Here is a 16,270-nt window from a genome sequence, read left to right as displayed (position 1 = left end):
TTGACATTCCTCCTGATCCCGTGCTATATTAGGGTAACGATTTCGGGAAACGTTAAACCATGCCAGAAGACAGACGGGTGACGATTCGAGACGTGGCGCGCAAAGCGGGAGTGTCGGTGACAACCGTATCCCGGGTGTTGAACGGAAACGGGGCTGGCCACATGCGGCCGGAGACCGAAGCGCGTGTTCTGGCCGCAATTGAAGCTCTCGATTATGTGCCGATCAGGGTTGCCCAGCGACTGCGCAAGCAGAAGACTCGAGTCGTTGCCATCTTACTTCCTGACATCTCTAACCCATTTTTTTCCCTTCTTGCACGAGGTGTGGGATCAGTAGCCTTTGAAGAGGGATATTCCACTCTTATCTGCGACAGCAATCATTCGGTGGAAAAGGAATCCAGGTATTTGGAGATCCTTTTAGCCGAGCAAGTGGAAGGGATTATCTTTATTTCGGTTGGTCAACCGAATAGGGACGGCCTCAAGCGCCTTCTGCGAAGGGGTATAGATGTAGTGGTAGCCGACCGAAGTGTAAGAGGATTGCCCAGCGTCGAAGCCGATAATAAGTCTGGGAGTTACCAACTCACTAGACATCTTTTGCAGAAGGGATATCACGACATTGCGTACATCGCCGGTCCTCCGGAGGTGAGTACCGCTTCTGATCGGCTATCCGGATTCAGCGCCGCTATTGAGAACGCTGGTTTAAAACCGGCTGCGGTACTGTATGGAAACTTTACGTATAAGAGTGGTTATGAGTGTGCTCAAGAGATACTTCGTTCCTCTCGCGTGGACGCCATCATGGCCGCGAATGACCTCATGGCGATAGGAGCGATCAGGGCGGCTGAGGAATTGGGACTTAATGTACCACGCGACGTAGGAGTGACTGGATTCGATCATATTTCGTTGTTGGAATTCGTGCAACCGCGGCTTACGACCGTTCACATCCCAGCATATGAGATGGGGAAAAAAGCGATGAAGCTTTTCATACAGCGGGGCAAAGGGAGGGTTTCTAAAAAGAAGATCTTGCTTGAAACCAAATTAATATATGGTGATTCATGCTAGTTGAATGTTTTACTTATCCCGGCTTTAGGCTGCAACAAGGAGGTGGTAATTGCCAAGCTGAGAGACACGAACTGAGAGTCGAGCACCACTAGGTCCAAAATCAAAAAGGAGGGACTGCAAATGCACATATGGCGGAAGATAATCGTAGTGATTGCGGTAAGTATCCTGGCAACAAGTGGCATCGCGCTGTTGGGAAGCGCACAAGAGAAACCTTATGAAGGGGTTGTGCTTCATCTGGCGTCTATGGCCGATCAATATGCTGATTATTTGAAAGTCTTGGGTAAAAAGTTTGAGGAGGTCAGTGGAGCGCGGGTCGAAGTAGACATATTGGGATACACAGAACTGTATCAGAAAATTACGCAAGACTACGCTACACACACCAAGCAGTACGATCTGGCCACCGTCGATATCGTTTGGACGGGAGAGTTCGCTGAAAAGGGATGGACGGTCGATCTTACGCCTCTCATCCTACGGGATTACGATGAGCTCGACGTTCCTGATATCCTTCCTGTCATGTGGGCAGAGGGAAGCTGGGACGGCAAGCAGATCGCGTTCCCGATGGCCGGATACGCTAACAGTCTCATCTATCGCAAGGATCTGTTCAACGATCCAGAGGAACAAGCGAACTTCAAGGCCAAGTACGGCTATGATCTGCGCCCGCCCCGCACGATGAAAGAGCTGGCTGACATCGCCACCTTCTTCACCCGTCCCAAGGAGAACATGTACGGGCTCGTAGCGAACGGAGCGCGCGGTCCCGCGGTCGCGCAAGACTGGATGGAGTACATGCGTGCGTTCGGGGGTCAGATCATCGACGAGAATGGAAAGGTGGTCGTCGACAGTCCGGAGTGCCTGGCCGCGCTCAAGTTCTTCGTCGACATCTTTGACAAGTGGGCACCACCCGGAGCGATCGGTTACTGGTGGGACGACCGCGAGACGTCCTATCGAACCGGGCAATCAGTCATGGAGTCCTCTTGGAGTATCGCCCGGGCCGGATATGAGGATCCGTCGATCTCGCGCGTCGTGGGCAAAACCGGCATGGCGATGACCCCGAGCGCTCCTGCAGTTAAGCCGCAGTTCGGCTTCGGCGGATGGGGAATCGGAATCAACGCGGACATCTCACCGGAAAGACAGGCTGCTGCTTGGGCGTTCATCAAGTGGATCACCAGCCCTGAGATCCAGAAGGAGTGGATGCTGCACGACGGAGCTCCCATCCGGCTCTCGACTCTGCTCGATCCGGAACTGAATCAAAAGATGCCATGGCTGCGCACGATGCTCAAGCTGTTCATCGACGGCAACGGTGACTACCGGCCCCGCGTGCCCGAATACAGCCGGATCCAGGATATCCTCGGGCTTCGGATAAACCAGGCCATAACACACGAGCTTACGCCGGAAGAGGCGCTGAGCAAGGCTGCGGAAGAGATCAAGGCCATATACGGACAATAAGACAACGCCGCAGGCTGGTGCGGATTCCAGTCCGCACCAGCCTGTACTGTATAACATGCTTCTTGAAAGGCCGGACAAATGATAAGCAGCGTAAGAGAGTACTTCAACACTGGTAAGCGCTCTTTATATTTATTCATTATTCCGATTACCCTTTATTTGATCTTTTTCTTTTTATATCCAGTCCTTTATGAAATTTACATCAGCTTCTTCGACTACAGTTTGGGCAGCCCCAAAACATTCGTTGGACTGCAGAACTATGTCCTTATGGCACGCGACGAGCAGTTTCTGCACTCGCTCGTCACCACGGTCATTTTTGTCGTCAGTGCGGTTAGCGCCGAGCTAGCTCTCGGTTTGGGAACTGCTCTCCTCTTGAACTACGAGAGTAGGATCATGGACATCATTCGCACGGTGATCCTTATCCCTACCGTGTTCACCCCGTTGGTAGCCGGGCTTGTGTGGAAGGCGTTGTACAACCCGGATCTCGGTGTGATCTCATATTACTTGCGCCTCTTGGGTATACCGATCGGACGCGGCCTCACCGTGGAGAGGTCGACCGCGCTCTTCTCCGTGATCCTGGTCGATATCTGGGAGTGGACTCCACTGATCGTAATCATCATCCTCGCTGGGTTGAAGAGCCTTCCCAAAGAGCCTTACGAAGCAGGTGCAATCGACGGGGCATCGAGCAGCCAGCTGTTCCGTTACGTGACGCTTCCTTTGCTGCGTCCGACCATCATCGTGGCAGTGTTAATCCGCGCGATGGACGCACTGAAGATCTTCGATATCATCTGGGCAATAACCGGTGGAGGACCCGGAACGGCAACAACCGTGGCCAACCTGCGTATTTTTCAGGTAGGGGTTCAACAACTGCGCATCGGCTACGCTTCAACACTGTCGAACGTCCTGTTGGTGATGAGCGTCCTTGTGGGGGTATTCTTCATCCACGTTCTATACTCGAAAAAGTACGGAGGGATACGATGATTACCGCTACCAACACTCAATGGAAGAGAACGATGCTACATAGCGCTCGGGCGGTAGTGATCGCGTTAATCATCGTATTTGTTCTCTTCCCGATCTTCTGGATGGCGACCACCGCCTTCAAACAGCGGATCGACATGTTCGTGTTGCCGCCTCAGTGGATCTTCAAACCGACCCTTGACAATTTCAGATACATACTGAGCACCATGCCGGTTGGAAGATGGGTGCTGAACAGCAGCGTGATCTCCCTCGGGACGATGGCCCTCTCCCTCTTACTCGGAGTGCCGGCGGGATACGCGTTCTCGCGTGTCCACTTTCGTGGCAAGGGGATCCTGCTCACGTTCATCCTCCTGACCCGCGCTCTCCCGCCGGTGGTGATCGTGCTCCCGTTCCGGGTGATCATGCAGGGGCTGGGGTTGTTCGGCACCCGGACCGCTGTGATCCTGATCGATACGGTGTACGACGCCGCGTTCACCGCCTGGTTGATGTCGGGGATGTTCGAGAGCATCCCGGTGGACATTGAGGACGCCGCCCTCATCGACGGTTGTTCCCCGGTGCAGGCGTTCTGGAAGATAATCCTCCCGTTGAGCAAGCCGGGGCTGGTCACCGCCTCGTTGTTTACGTTCATCCTTTCTTGGAACGACTTTCTGTTCGCGCTGACCTTGACATCACCCAGCACGGCTACCCTCCCAATCGGGATGCTGAGCACCTACGGAATACTGAACCAGGGCTGGACGTACATGATGGCCCTCGGGTGCCTGGCAATCGTCCCGGTGGTGTTCATCTCGCTCCTCCTGCAGCGGTACTACGTGAGCGGACTGACGTTCGGAGGGGTCAAATGATCAACAAATGTCGAGGACGAGATCGGCGGAAAGGGAATACCAATGGCAAAGGTCTATAAGAACGCCACCGTCCTCGCCGGTTCTGAACTCCGCGTGATGGAAGGCGCGGCGGTGGTCCTGGACGGAGAACACATCGTAGAGATAACGACCGATTACTCCGGTCCAGGAATCGACCTGGACGGAGCGATCGTCATCCCGGGATTCGTCGACGCTCATACTCACGTCGGGGACCGGGGAGCCAAGGACATGGCCGTCGGACTTCCCACCGTGGAAGCTGTATCCCCGCCCGACAGCGTCAAATACCGGTACTTGCAAAGTCTGACGCCGGAAGAGCTCACCCGGTCGATGCGCAGCGGGGCGCGCGAGATGCTTGCCGCGGGAATCGCCGCATTCGGAGACTTCCGCGAGGGTGGAGTACACGGCAGCGAACTCCTGAAAAATGCGGTGCGGGACCTTCCGATCAAAGCGGTGATATTCGCTGAGCCGACCGTCCCCCCCGGAGAATGGCCCAAATACCTCCACGAGGCAGCGGAGATCGGTGAAGCGGCTGAGGGACTGGGGATCGGCGATATCACGCTGTTCACCGCCGATCAACTCACGGTGCTGAAAGGAGCTCTCGAGGCCCACAGCGCAAAACTGGCCATTCACATCGCGGAAACGAGAAAGGCGCAACAGGCATCGGAGGAACGATGGGGAGCCTCGGAGGTGAAGCGGATCCTAGAGGTCGCTCCCGATCTGCTCGTGCACATGACCAACGCCGACTCGGCCGACATCGAGGCGACCGCTGCGGCGGGGGTACCCGTGGTGTGCTGCCCTCGCACCAACTGCATCCTGGGAGACGGTATCCCTCCCCTCTACCAGTTGTGGAAGGCCGGAGTCCCTCTGAGCTTGGGGACCGACAACTTCATGTTCACTAGCCCGAACATGTTCCGGGAGATGGATTACTTCTCCCGGATCGTGCGGGGACAGAGCAACCGGCCGGACGCAATCGAGGCGCGGGATGTCCTCTCCATGGCCACCCTCGGCGGGGCGCGTGCCCTGGGAATCGACGATGAGTACGGATCTCTAGAGCCCGGCAAGATCGCGAGCTTCATCGTCATCGATCCGAAATCCCCAAATTTGCAGCCGGTGCGTGACATTTACTCCGCGATCGTGCACCGGGCCGGGCTGGCGGATATCCGGCTCGTGGTGGCGCGCGGGCAGGAGCTACACCGAGGAGGAACCGAACGATGACCACGATAAAAGTGAACCTGCTGGGTTTTGAGCTGCGCAGTCCGCTCGTCGCGGCATCGGGACCGATGACCCGCAACTTCAGTTCAATAAAGCGGCTGGCCGCGGCCGGAATCGGAGCGGCGATCACCAAGACGATCCTGTTGTCACCGTCCACCAATCCCCAGCCGTGCCTGCATCGGGGCAAGGGCTATTTCCTGAACACCGAGCGGTGCTCTACGATCCCGCTCGCGCGCTGGCTGGAGGAGGAGTTGCCCCGGCTGCGCACGCTCGAAATCCCGATCATCGCGAGCATCGGGATGACCCCGGACGATGCGGCAGAGCTGGCACCGCAGGTGGTGGAGGCCGGTGCGCAGATGCTGGAACTCTCGATCTTCACCGGGTACGACGACCCACAGCCGATGGTGGAAGCGATCCGCCGGGTGAAGGCGGTGGTCGATGTCCCGGTCATCGTCAAGCTCAGTTCCAACGTGCACGACATCGTAGAGTTCGGGCGTGCGCTCAAGGCCGCCGGGGCCGACGCGGTATCGGCGATCGACGCGGTGAAGGCCGGGATCACCATCGACCCAGTGACTGGCCGACCGGCGCTGCTCCAGCAGGGGTTCGGCCGGGTCTCCGGCGAGGCGATCAAGGCGCTCGCCCTGTACAACGTTGCACAGCTCGCCCATTACGTCGGTATCCCGATCATCGGGACCGGCGGCGTCACCACCGGAGTCGATGCGATCGAGATGCTCAGCTGCGGCGCCGCGGCAGTAGGGGTGTGCACCGCGTTTATCGTCGACGGGCCGGAGAAGGCCACCCGGATGAACGAGGAGATGCGCGAATTCATGCACGAGCACGGGTTCTCCTCCCTGGACGAGATCCGGGGACGAACCATCTCCCAGATCGACTTTCCCGAAACGACGGAGGAACGGCAGGAGTACGAGAAGCGCCAGGTGCAGACCACGGATCGGACGGCGGTCATCGATCAAGAAACGTGCGTAAAGTGCGGGATCTGCCGCCGTGTCTGCCTGTACAGTGCGGTAGACAAGCGCGACGGCGCGTTCGTTATCGACCCGGAACGCTGCAAAGCGTGCGGGCTGTGCGTCTCGATGTGCCCGGTAGGAGCAATTGACTACGAGGAGAAGGCGCGATGAGGACTTTGCTCGCTGGAGGGACAATCTGTACGTTTGACAGTTCACACCGTTGTATTCCAGATGGTTACTTGGGAATAAATGACGGACGAATTGCGTTCGTGTCCAACGAGATTCCAGGTAATTTCAACCCAGATCGGACGATAGATTGCCATGGGGATCTCATCCTCCCCGGGTTTGTCAATTGTCACACCCACCTGGCGGAGAATCTGTTCAAGGGCCTAATGGAGGAGGTCAACTTCGAAGGACTCTTCTACACCACCCTGTTTCGCTGGGAGTCGCTGCTCGACCCGGAGATGGTCTACTGGGGGAGCATGGCCGGGGCGCTGGACGCGCTGCGCTGCGGCGTGACGACGATCTCCGATATGTACCATCACGCCTCCGCCACCGCCGAAGCGGTGTCCGAGGTCGGCATCCGCGGACACATCGGCCAGAAGATCCTCGGGTTCGCTCTGAAACGACCGCCGCACCAGACCGAGAGCGGGATCGACTACAACTTTGATTTCTCCGCGTTCTCCGCCCAGTTGGACGCGGCGGTGGAGTTCGCCTCCGCCTGGGCGGGGAAAGCGGACGGACGGATCACCACCTGCATCGCCCCTCACGCTACGAACACGCTCAATCGGGAGATGTTCGCCACGATCGCGGATCGCGCCGCGGCGGAGGGCCTGCGCATACATCTCCATCTGGCCCAGATGGCAAGCGAGCGTAAAGCGATCCTCTCCCGGGAGGGAATGGGCTGTGTTGCGTTCCTCGAAGACGTGGGGCTGCTTGATCGGCCGGTCCTGGGCGCGCACGCGATCTTCCTCGACGAAGGCGAGATCGAGATCCTGCGCCGCAACAACGTGTCGGTCGCGCATAATCCGGTCCCGAACGCGCGGGACGCCGCCGTCGTCGCACCGATCGATAGGATGCAGAACGCCGGGGTAACGGTGGGACTAGGAACCGACGCATTTGAGATGAACTTACTCAATACTGCGCGGTTTGCTGCTCTCATAAACCGGGTGCACACCGGACAACCGGATTACCTCCCGGCGTACGACGCGCTGGCGATGGCAACAATCGAAGGAGCAAAAGCGTTAGGTTTGGAACAAGAGATCGGATCGTTAGAAGCAGGAAAATGCGCGGACATAGTTGTCTTTGATCTCTCATCATTGAATACTCAACCCCTCGACGATCCGCTCAAGAATCTGTTCTATTATGGTGATGTGAGTAATATAAAATACACGATAGTAAATGGTGGAATAGTGTATGATGGACGTAATTTCTCTTGGGCAAAAGAAAGCGCGGTCAAGGAAGAACTGAAGCGTGTCAGTATAAAGTTACGATCTAAGATACAACAGCTTAAGAGAGGCGCATGATGGACCAATTCCCAATTGTAACACTGATTGTAAACAATAGGCGTTATCAGGTGCAGGCTGATCCCAACCGGAGTCTACTCGACTATCTACGAGATGACTTGGGCTTGACCGGAGCCAAGAACGGCTGCGATCAAAAGGGGATATGTGGCGCATGTACCGTCATTGTAAACGGGAAGGCGATGAAGTCGTGCCAACTAAAACTAAACCAATTGAATAACGCTCACATTACTACGATTGAAGGGTTAAGCGATGGGAAAGTCCTCCATCCGCTTCAGGAAGCGTTCATCCGGGAAGGGGCTGTGCAGTGTGGCTTTTGTACACCGGGAATGATCATGGCCAGTAAGGCTCTTCTCGATAAGAATCCACACCCCACTCGTGATGAGATCATGGCTGCTCTGCGTGGTAATCTCTGTCGTTGTGGCACGTACAAGAAAGTGATCAAAGCCATACAGGATGTCTCACAGGCTGAATCAGCCAATCATGGAGGGGAGTTAGAAGAGGTAGAGATAGGTGCGCCTCTTCCGCCCAAAATGGCCGTGGAGAAGGTCACCGGGAAGCTGAAATTTGCCGCTGATCTGCCTGTTACTTCTGAGACGACCTTTGCTAAAATCGTCTGGCCGCGTTTTCCACATGCCAAGATCAAGAAAGTGGATATTTCCCAAGCGGTGGCCTTACCAGGTGTGATCGCTGTGCTGACCGCGAAGGACGTTCCGGGACAAAACGCATTCGGGGGTATTCGCGCTGATCAGCCGGTCTTGGCGGAAGACCGCGTGCGTTACTTAGGAGATCCTATCGCTCTTGTCATTGCGGAGAGTTCCGCCGTTGCCGAACAAGCTCGCGATCTGGTGCATGTGGACTATGAGCCGCTGAAACCTGTCTACGATCCACAAGAGGCGCTTGCACCGGATGCTCCACAGCTGTTTCCTCAAGGAAATCTTGTCTGCAGGTTCTCACTTACGCGCGGTCAGATCGAGGAAGGCTTCCGCCGTTCAGATATCGTTGTCGAGGGGAGGTTTTCCACTCCTGCCGTGGAACACGCGTATCTGGAAACAGAAGCAGGTATCGGGGAGTGGGATGAAGGAAAGGTAACGATTCGCGCAGCATGCCAATACCCACAGACTATTCAACGACAGATTGCAGCTATTCTTGACCTCCCTGTGGAGATGGTGCGCGTAATTTCTCACCCCACCGGGGGGGCGTTCGGAGGAAAAACAGATATCTCCATCCACGCGCTGTTGGCACTGGGAGCGTTCGTCACTCACAGGCGTGTACGCATTGTGCTTACCCGTGAAGAGTCGCTGCGTACCAGTGTGAAGCGACATCCAATGAAGATGAATTATCGGATGGGACTGCGCCGAGATGGGCATATCGAAGCGATCAGTGGCAATATTATTGCAAACTGTGGAGCCTACGAGGCATTCAGCATTCCTGTAATAGAGCAAACCACCGCTTTCGCTACCGGGCCGTACACGGTGCCTCATGTTGCAATAGAATCACGCGGGGTATTTACAAACACCCCACCCTCATCCGCATTTAGAGGATTTGGTATCCCACAACCCACATTTGCTGTAGAGTCCCTGCTCGATGAGGCAGCCCGCAAGCTGGATATCTCGCCACTGGAGATACGGCGCATCAATGCCGTTCGACAAGGGGATCGCACCGTGGCGGAACAACTGCTCGGGCCTGATACGCATCTTGTTGAGGCACTGGATGCCATTGAGCAGGACTACATTACTGCGCAGCAAGAGATCGGTGATCGGCCGGGGTGGGGAGTGGGGATTGCTTGTGGCTACAAGAACGTTGGTTTGGGCCTGGGTGAAAAAGACTACGCAAACGCAGAAATCGAGATCCTTTCCGATGACAAGATCCTTCTCCGAGTCGGAGCTATTGACCTCGGGCAAGGGTCAGCGACGATCCTTGCGCAGATTGCCGCGCATGCGTTAGGAGTTAGTTATGCGGATATAGACGTAGAGATGGGAGATACAGCTAATGACCCGGATGCGCGAGAAACGAACGCCTCACGGCAGACGGTGATGTCGGGTAATGCCGTGTTGCACGCGGTTGAAAGTCTCAAAAAGGAAATAGCCAAATTTGCAGCTGTCTATTACCCGCAACTTCGAGGGAACATAGCGGTAGAGGGAAAAAACATCATCGACAGCAACGGGCAACGGGTTGAACTGGCGGCGCTTGTTGAGTCAGTGCATGCCGATGGAAAGAGGCTGCTAGGAAGGGGGATGTATCTCGCTCCGCAGACGGTTCCGTTGGAGCAGAAAGGGGAAGGGCCCAACTATCCCACGTTCGGATTCTTCGCCAACTTGGCAGTTGCACGGGTGGACAAACATACGGGACGAGTATCAGTAGAGAAGCTTGTCTCTGCTTATGACGTTGGTAAGGCAATCAATCGTCTCACTTTAGAAGGGCAGATTGAAGGGGGAGCAATTATGGGAATGGGTTACGCCCTTTCTGAACAATATATTGCCCACGGTCCTAATCAGACGAACAACCTCGCCCAATGTGGTGTGCCGAGGATCAATTCCCTTCCTAAAGAACTGGAAGCCCGATTAATAGAAAACGAGGATTCTTTGGGGCCCTACGGAGCAAAAGGAGTTGGGGAAATGGCAATGGTTGCCGTTGCTCCAGCGATCACAAATGCGATCTACGATGCTTGCCGAGTGAGAATAGTCGACCTGCCTGCAAGTGCCGATAAGATTCGGCGGGCTCTAGAAAAAGAGGCGAGTGTGTGATATGAAGTTCCTAATACGTGGGGGGAAGATCGTGCTCTCAAACGGTATAATCATAGCTGATTTGCTTGTCGTCGATGAGAAAATAGCTGCTATGGGAAAGGATCTTGCTGCATCATTCCCTGTTGATCGCACGATTGATGCAACGGGCAAATTCATCTTCCCCGGACTGATCGACGCGCACGTCCACCTGCCGTGGGAGAGCGACGGGGTAAGCTCCGGCGACGACTTCTCCTCCGGGACCAAGGCGGCGATCTGCGGCGGGGTGACCACGATCATCGACTTCGCCGTTCCCGTCGCCGGTGAGTCGATCACCGTCGCGGTCGAGCGGCGCATTGATGAAGCAGAGGGGGCATGTTACACCGACTTCTCGCTTCACGCCGCCGTCACCTATTTCGACGCATCCCTTCCGGAGGAGATCGCGCGGGTGGTGGAACGCGGGATCACCAGCTTCAAGCTGTACATGCTGTATCCCGGGCTGCGCCTCGATTCCGGTGAGATCTACCAGATCATGCACTGGGTGAAGGAGGCGGGGGGATTGATCGGGGTTCACGCTGAAAACGGCGATATCATCCACACGCGGCGGGCCCTGTTCCTAAACCAGGGGCACAAAGAGCCGTTTTATCACTATCTCAGCAGTCCAGCCGTTGTCGAGGCGGATGCGGTAAACCAAATACTGTTCCTCAACGAGCACGTCGGCGGACGGCTATACTTCGTCCACGTCTCCGCGGGTGAGTCACTGGCGCTGATCGCCCGGGCGAAGGACCGCGGTCAGACGGTGTACGCCGAGACCTGTCCTCACTACCTCGCGTTGACGGCAGCGGAGTACAACCGCCCGGACGGATACCTGTTCCTCGTCAGCCCGTCGCTCAAATCGGCAGATGACCGCGATGCACTGTGGAACGGCGTTATGAATGGCTCTGTCGATTTTATCTCCACCGATCACTGCCCGTTCAGTCGGGAGCAGAAGGAGGTACACAAGGATGATTTCACCGCAGTGCCGAATGGAATGCCCGGAGTGGAGACGCGGCTGCCGATCCTGCTCACCGAAGGATATTGGCACCGCCGCGTACCGCTCGAGCGGATCGTCGCGTTGACGAGCTACACCCCGGCGCGCGTGTTCGGCCTGTTCCCGCAGAAAGGAACCCTGCAGCCGGGATCGGATGCAGATCTGGTCATTCTCGACCTGGAAAAGGAATGGACGCTGCGGCATGAGGATCTCCACATGAATGTCGATTGGTCCCCGTACGAGGAGTGGAGATGCCGCGGGTTACCGGAGCTGGTGATGCGCCGTGGGGAGATCATGTACGAAGACGGCGAGTGGATTGCCGATTCCGCACACGGACAGTTCATCCCTCGGAAGATTAATTGATCGATAAGGAGGTCAAAGGTGTTCGAACAGCAATTTCTTGAGCAGCGCAGGAGGCTTCAGCTCACACAGGAGAAGATCGAGGAGAGGTTTCGTGTAGCAGAGCTCGGAGACGAATCGAAGAAATGGGCACGCCGGTGGTTGGCCGTCGAATCCTACGGTCAGGTGGGATTGGCCCTGTTCGATCTGCCGCCGATCATCGAGCGGGCAAAGGATGGGGACATCCTCATCGACGTAGATGGCAAGGAGTACGTGGACCTGCTCGCCGGGTTCTCGGTGTCGGCGTTGGGAGAATGTAACGAACAGGTGACCAAGGTCATTCAAGAACAGGCGGGCAAATTAGCGCACTACTTCGATTTCCCGCATCCGGAACGGATCAAGCTGGCGGAGAAGCTCGTTCAGATCAGCCCGATCAAGGGAGGCAAAGCGCGGGTCGCGTTCGGGGTAACCGGATCCGACGCCATCGAGTTGGCCGTCCGCGCCGCGCGTTACTACACTGGCCGGCCGATGATCCTCACCGCGTTCGGAGACTATCACGGGGTCACCTATGGCTCGATGGCCCTCACCGGCAAGGGAGGGATGTGGCCTTATTTCTATCCGATACCGCCGCTTGACACTGGAGTAAGCTATTTTCCGTTCCCGTATCCGTACCAGTGCCCGTTCGGCAAGGCGCCTGCAGGTGAGGACGAAGAAAGCTGGTGTCTAGAACGATTGGAGAATTACTTTGAGTATTACTTCCAGAGCAAGGAGTCACCGTATCGGGAGGTAAAAGGGGATATTACCAACGTGGCGGCGTTCGTGGTCGAGCCGTTCCAGAGCTCCGCCGGTTACATCCTGCCGTCTCCCGGATATCTGCGGTTGCTGCGCCGCCTGGCCGATAAATACGACATCCTGTTGATCGTGGACGAGATCCAGACCGGACTGGGACGCACTGGTAAACTTTGGGCAAGCGAGTGGGAGGGGGTAGAAGTGGATATGCTCCTCACTTCGAAGGCCCTGGGCGGGGGGCTTCCCCTGTCAGCTGTAGTCGCTCGGCCTGAGATCTTGGAGGCCTGGGGACCAGGCGCCCACGTCTCAACCCAGGCAGGGAACGTGCTCGCCTGTGCTGCGGGAAACGTCGTGCTGGACACGATCGCGCAGGATAGTTTTCTTCGGTCCGTCCAGGAGCGGGGAGAGTACTTCGTCGCTGGGCTGCGCGAGTTGCAGCAGCGCCATCCGCTGATCGGGAACATCAACGCCAAGGGAATCTACATCGGGCTAGAGCTGGTGCGCGACCAGGTAACGCGAGAGCCAGCACCGGAGGAGGCGTTGTTCGTAACCCGGGAGTGCGTCAAGGAGGGAATGGTGTTCGAAAAAGGGGGATACTTTCACAACCGATTCCAACTGATCCCGCCACTCACCATCCGACGGCAGACGATCGACCGCGCATTGGAGATCTTTGACAAGGCCTTCACCCGAGCCGAGGAGCAATTTGGGAACAAGTAGTTAAAACAAATCGGGATTTTACAAGTATAATGGTGGCCTGAATAGCGAGCGATGCATTGAAGGAACCAACCATACGTGCTCGTTATTCCAATAACGAAGGCTGTCAAGGAGGATGTGGATGTGTTCAGCTCCAGAGATCGCTGTGTTCGGCAGCATCAACATGGATTTCGTAACCCGAATGGAACGGTTCCCGAAGCCCGGCGAAACCGTAATTGCACAAGGATTTGCCCGGTTCCCCGGTGGGAAGGGTGCTAACCAGGCGGTGGCAGCTGCCCGCATGGGGGGGCAAGTATCTTTCTACGGCAAAGTGGGAGCGGACGTATTCGGCGAGGAGCTTCTTTCCGGTCTACGTGACAACGGAGTCAGCACCGAATGGGTGTTGCGGGAGGATGGTACCCCGTCGGGGATTGCGAGCATCTGGGTAGTAAGCGATGGTGAAAATGCCATCGCCTATACTCCAGGCGCAAATGCACGGGTGGATACTGATTATATCGATCGGGTCATCAACTCCCTCAGCAATGCCAAAGTGCTCCTCCTCCAGCTTGAGGTGCCTTCGTCCTCCATAGCCTACCTGTTACGCCGTCTACCTGTGGGGAGACCTCTGGTCATCCTAAACCCAGCGCCGGCCCAGAACTTCGGAAAATTAAACCTAAAACGAGTGGACATTATTACTCCGAATCGGGGGGAACTGGTAGCCTTAACCGATGAAAGCAGGATCGAGAGAGCCGCTGAGACATTACTGACTGCGGGGGTAAAGACGGTGATCTGCACCGACGGGAGGGAAGGAGCCTACCTGATCGATAAGGAGCATATCCAACATTTCAACCCTTTTTCTGTTGATCCAGTGGACACTACCGCGGCTGGGGATGCATTCAACGGGGCATTGGCTGCAGCGTTGGCTAAAGGACGGTCCGTTGAAGAGGCTGTCCTGTGGGCCAATGCCGCTGGAGCACTAGCGACAACCCGAAGGGGAGCACAGCCATCTCTTCCCACTGCAACCGAGGTGGAAACTCTTCTCCACGATAGTCCGGTGGTGCCGTGATGCTCATGTACCGCTGCTAGATCTCACGTTTACTGCTTCTTAAGCTTCGGGTTGATCTCCTCCCAGAGGAAATTGGTGAATAACTTCACCTCGAACGCAAAGCAAGATGCCAATAAATTGCACGTGTGTGCTATCGCGACCGGGTTAGAGAGATGAAAATATACACGGCAAGGCCGACAGCACGAACAGATCCATCAATCGATTTCAGCTTGTATTCTCTCTTCGAGGAGGAGTACGGATCATACAGCCTGAGCCCTGGCTCCGCGGGGAGGACTCGAACCTCCAACCATTCGGTTAACAGCCGAGCGCTCTGCCAATTGAGCTACCGCGGAATGCACTATCTATTCTATCTGACGCCCTGGGATCCGTCAACCACTCAGGCCAGGTCCTCAAGAAGAGCACGGATCATCGCGGTTGCCTGCTCCATGTCGGAGATGGCGATGTTTTCATCGCTTGTATGTTCGCCCTTTCCTCCGGTACCGAGGACGACGGATTTTATCCCCTTGCTGCATAGGACGAGGGCATCGGTCCCCCCGGTTATCACCCGCGCTTTAGGCTCTAACCCGACTGCAGCGATCGCCCGCTTAGCGATCTCGACCACCGGATCGCCCGCGGAGAGCTGGAACGCTGTGTATTCGACGTTCACTTCGATATTCGCCTTCGCCCCAGCCGCGGCTGCGGTTTCCTCGAATGCGCGGCGCATCTTTTCTGCTTGTTCTTTCGCTTTGTCGTCGTTCAGGCTCCGGCACTCCGCCTGGATCGTCACTCTATCGGGCACTCCGTTTCGGATCAGTCCGCCGTGAATCGTGCCCACGTTGGCGGTCGTCTCCGCGTCGATCCGGCCCTCGGGAAACTGCGTAATCGCGGCTGCGGCCACGCGGATTGCTGAGATCCCCTTCTCCGGCTCCATTCCGGCATGCGCGGCCTTACCGATGATCTCGATGTCCAACGAGATGTGGGTCGGTCCGCCGATGATCACCGTGTCGAGAACGTCGGAGTCAATGATGAACCCCATCTTCGAGTTCACCAAAGAGGTATCGAGGTTCTTCGCCCCGAGAAGTCCGATTTCCTCTCCTCGGGTGATGACGATCTCCACCGGAGGGCGTTGGGAAGCGGTTCGCACCGCGGCGAAGATCTCCGCGATCCCTGCCTTGTCGTCGGCGCCGAGGATCGTGTCTCCCTTCGACCGGATCACTCCGTTCTCGATCACCGGCTCGATTCCCTTTCCCGGTTTCACCGTGTCCGCATGGGCACCGAGGAGGATCGGCTCGGTCTTGTCTGATCCCTTCGCCGGCACGCGTGCGATCAGGTTTCCGTAGGAGTCGCGGACGCACTCCGCCTCGAGCTCCTTGATGAACCGATCTTGCAGATACTCCAAGAACCGCTCTTCCTCCCCTGATTCACTGTCGATCTGCACGAACGCACAGAAATCATCCACCAGTTGTTTATCCATCATCATCCCTCCAAATCGAGGGTAGTATACGGTCGAACCGCGGACCGTGCCAGGGTTGACCAGAGTGATCGGATGAGCTATCTTGGAACGATGAAGGGGTGGATTATGCTCATGTTATTCGTCGGATTGATCGGGGCGGGACTG

The 16,270-nt window shown here is 56.5% G+C and carries 12 protein-coding genes and 1 tRNA gene; 11 read left to right on the top strand and 2 right to left on the bottom strand.

Annotation, left to right across the window (positions count from 1 at the left end; all coding sequences use genetic code 11):
* Positions 1 to 116: 116 nt before the first annotated feature.
* The 11 genes from J7J55_06250 to rbsK all read left to right on the top strand — a co-directional run bounded on the left by J7J55_06250 (position 117) and on the right by rbsK (position 14,673).
* Positions 117 to 1,055 (top strand): LacI family DNA-binding transcriptional regulator, encoded by a 939-nt coding sequence (locus tag J7J55_06250; protein ID MCD6142301.1) that lies wholly within the window; start codon positions 117 to 119, stop codon positions 1,053 to 1,055.
* Positions 1,056 to 1,175: 120 nt separating this feature from the next.
* Positions 1,176 to 2,498 (top strand): extracellular solute-binding protein, encoded by a 1,323-nt coding sequence (locus tag J7J55_06245; protein MCD6142300.1) that lies wholly within the window; start codon positions 1,176 to 1,178, stop codon positions 2,496 to 2,498.
* A 78-nt stretch (positions 2,499 to 2,576) separates the two neighbouring features.
* Complete coding sequence (locus J7J55_06240; GenBank protein ID MCD6142299.1) at positions 2,577 to 3,476, top strand: sugar ABC transporter permease; 900 nt, start codon at positions 2,577 to 2,579, stop codon at positions 3,474 to 3,476.
* On the top strand, positions 3,473 to 4,315 hold the full coding sequence (locus J7J55_06235) for a carbohydrate ABC transporter permease (GenBank protein MCD6142298.1): 843 nt from the start codon (positions 3,473 to 3,475) through the stop codon (positions 4,313 to 4,315). Before J7J55_06240 ends, J7J55_06235 begins: the two co-directional genes overlap by 4 nt.
* Before the next feature lie 42 nt (positions 4,316 to 4,357).
* Complete coding sequence (locus J7J55_06230) at positions 4,358 to 5,548, top strand: amidohydrolase family protein (GenBank protein MCD6142297.1); 1,191 nt, start codon at positions 4,358 to 4,360, stop codon at positions 5,546 to 5,548.
* Positions 5,545 to 6,681, top strand: coding sequence for a 4Fe-4S binding protein (locus J7J55_06225; GenBank protein MCD6142296.1), 1,137 nt, complete (start codon positions 5,545 to 5,547; stop codon positions 6,679 to 6,681). Before J7J55_06230 ends, J7J55_06225 begins: the two co-directional genes overlap by 4 nt.
* A gap of 98 nt (positions 6,682 to 6,779) precedes the next feature.
* On the top strand, positions 6,780 to 8,036 hold the full coding sequence (locus J7J55_06220) for an amidohydrolase (protein ID MCD6142295.1): 1,257 nt from the start codon (positions 6,780 to 6,782) through the stop codon (positions 8,034 to 8,036).
* The gene (locus J7J55_06215; protein MCD6142294.1) at positions 8,033 to 10,780 is read left to right on the top strand and encodes a molybdopterin-dependent oxidoreductase; all 2,748 of its coding nucleotides are present in this window, start codon (positions 8,033 to 8,035) and stop codon (positions 10,778 to 10,780) included. The genes J7J55_06220 and J7J55_06215 overlap by 4 nt, the downstream gene beginning before the upstream one ends.
* A gap of 1 nt (position 10,781) precedes the next feature.
* Positions 10,782 to 12,149 (top strand): dihydropyrimidinase, encoded by a 1,368-nt coding sequence (gene hydA / locus J7J55_06210; protein ID MCD6142293.1) that lies wholly within the window; start codon positions 10,782 to 10,784, stop codon positions 12,147 to 12,149.
* A gap of 18 nt (positions 12,150 to 12,167) precedes the next feature.
* Positions 12,168 to 13,631 (top strand): aspartate aminotransferase family protein, encoded by a 1,464-nt coding sequence (locus J7J55_06205; protein ID MCD6142292.1) that lies wholly within the window; start codon positions 12,168 to 12,170, stop codon positions 13,629 to 13,631.
* Between the two features lie 118 nt (positions 13,632 to 13,749).
* Entirely contained in the window at positions 13,750 to 14,673 is a 924-nt protein-coding gene (gene rbsK / locus J7J55_06200) for a ribokinase (GenBank protein ID MCD6142291.1), read from the top strand.
* A 256-nt stretch (positions 14,674 to 14,929) separates the two neighbouring features.
* On the opposite strand, the gene J7J55_06195 is transcribed toward rbsK, so the two are convergent.
* Both J7J55_06195 and J7J55_06190 read right to left on the bottom strand, forming a co-directional pair.
* Positions 14,930 to 15,005: transfer RNA gene (locus J7J55_06195), tRNA-Asn, on the bottom strand.
* Between the two features lie 44 nt (positions 15,006 to 15,049).
* Positions 15,050 to 16,126, bottom strand: coding sequence for a M20/M25/M40 family metallo-hydrolase (locus tag J7J55_06190; GenBank protein ID MCD6142290.1), 1,077 nt, complete (start codon positions 16,124 to 16,126; stop codon positions 15,050 to 15,052).
* Between the last annotated feature and the right edge of the window lie 144 nt (positions 16,127 to 16,270).

This window comes from Candidatus Bipolaricaulota bacterium, from assembly GCA_021159055.1.
Taxonomy (GTDB): Bacteria; Bipolaricaulota; Bipolaricaulia; order UBA7950; family UBA9294; genus S016-54.
The sequence above is the reverse complement of the archived record's forward strand: the minus strand, read 5'-3'. Positions and strand labels throughout refer to the sequence as shown.

Bases quoted from the DNA above. Each gene is read 5' to 3' on its own strand.
- J7J55_06245 (MCD6142300.1), top strand. From the start codon at position 1,176: ATGCACATATGGCGGAAGATAATCGTAGTGATTGCGGTAAGTATCCTG.
- J7J55_06240 (MCD6142299.1), top strand. From the start codon at position 2,577: ATGATAAGCAGCGTAAGAGAGTACTTCAACACTGGTAAGCGCTCTTTA.
- J7J55_06235 (MCD6142298.1), top strand. From the start codon at position 3,473: ATGATTACCGCTACCAACACTCAATGGAAGAGAACGATGCTACATAGC.
- J7J55_06230 (MCD6142297.1), top strand. From the start codon at position 4,358: ATGGCAAAGGTCTATAAGAACGCCACCGTCCTCGCCGGTTCTGAACTC.
- J7J55_06225 (MCD6142296.1), top strand. From the start codon at position 5,545: ATGACCACGATAAAAGTGAACCTGCTGGGTTTTGAGCTGCGCAGTCCG.
- J7J55_06215 (MCD6142294.1), top strand. From the start codon at position 8,033: ATGATGGACCAATTCCCAATTGTAACACTGATTGTAAACAATAGGCGT.
- hydA (MCD6142293.1), top strand. From the start codon at position 10,782: ATGAAGTTCCTAATACGTGGGGGGAAGATCGTGCTCTCAAACGGTATA.
- rbsK (MCD6142291.1), top strand. From the start codon at position 13,750: ATGTGTTCAGCTCCAGAGATCGCTGTGTTCGGCAGCATCAACATGGAT.
- J7J55_06190 (MCD6142290.1), bottom strand. From the start codon at position 16,126: ATGGATAAACAACTGGTGGATGATTTCTGTGCGTTCGTGCAGATCGAC.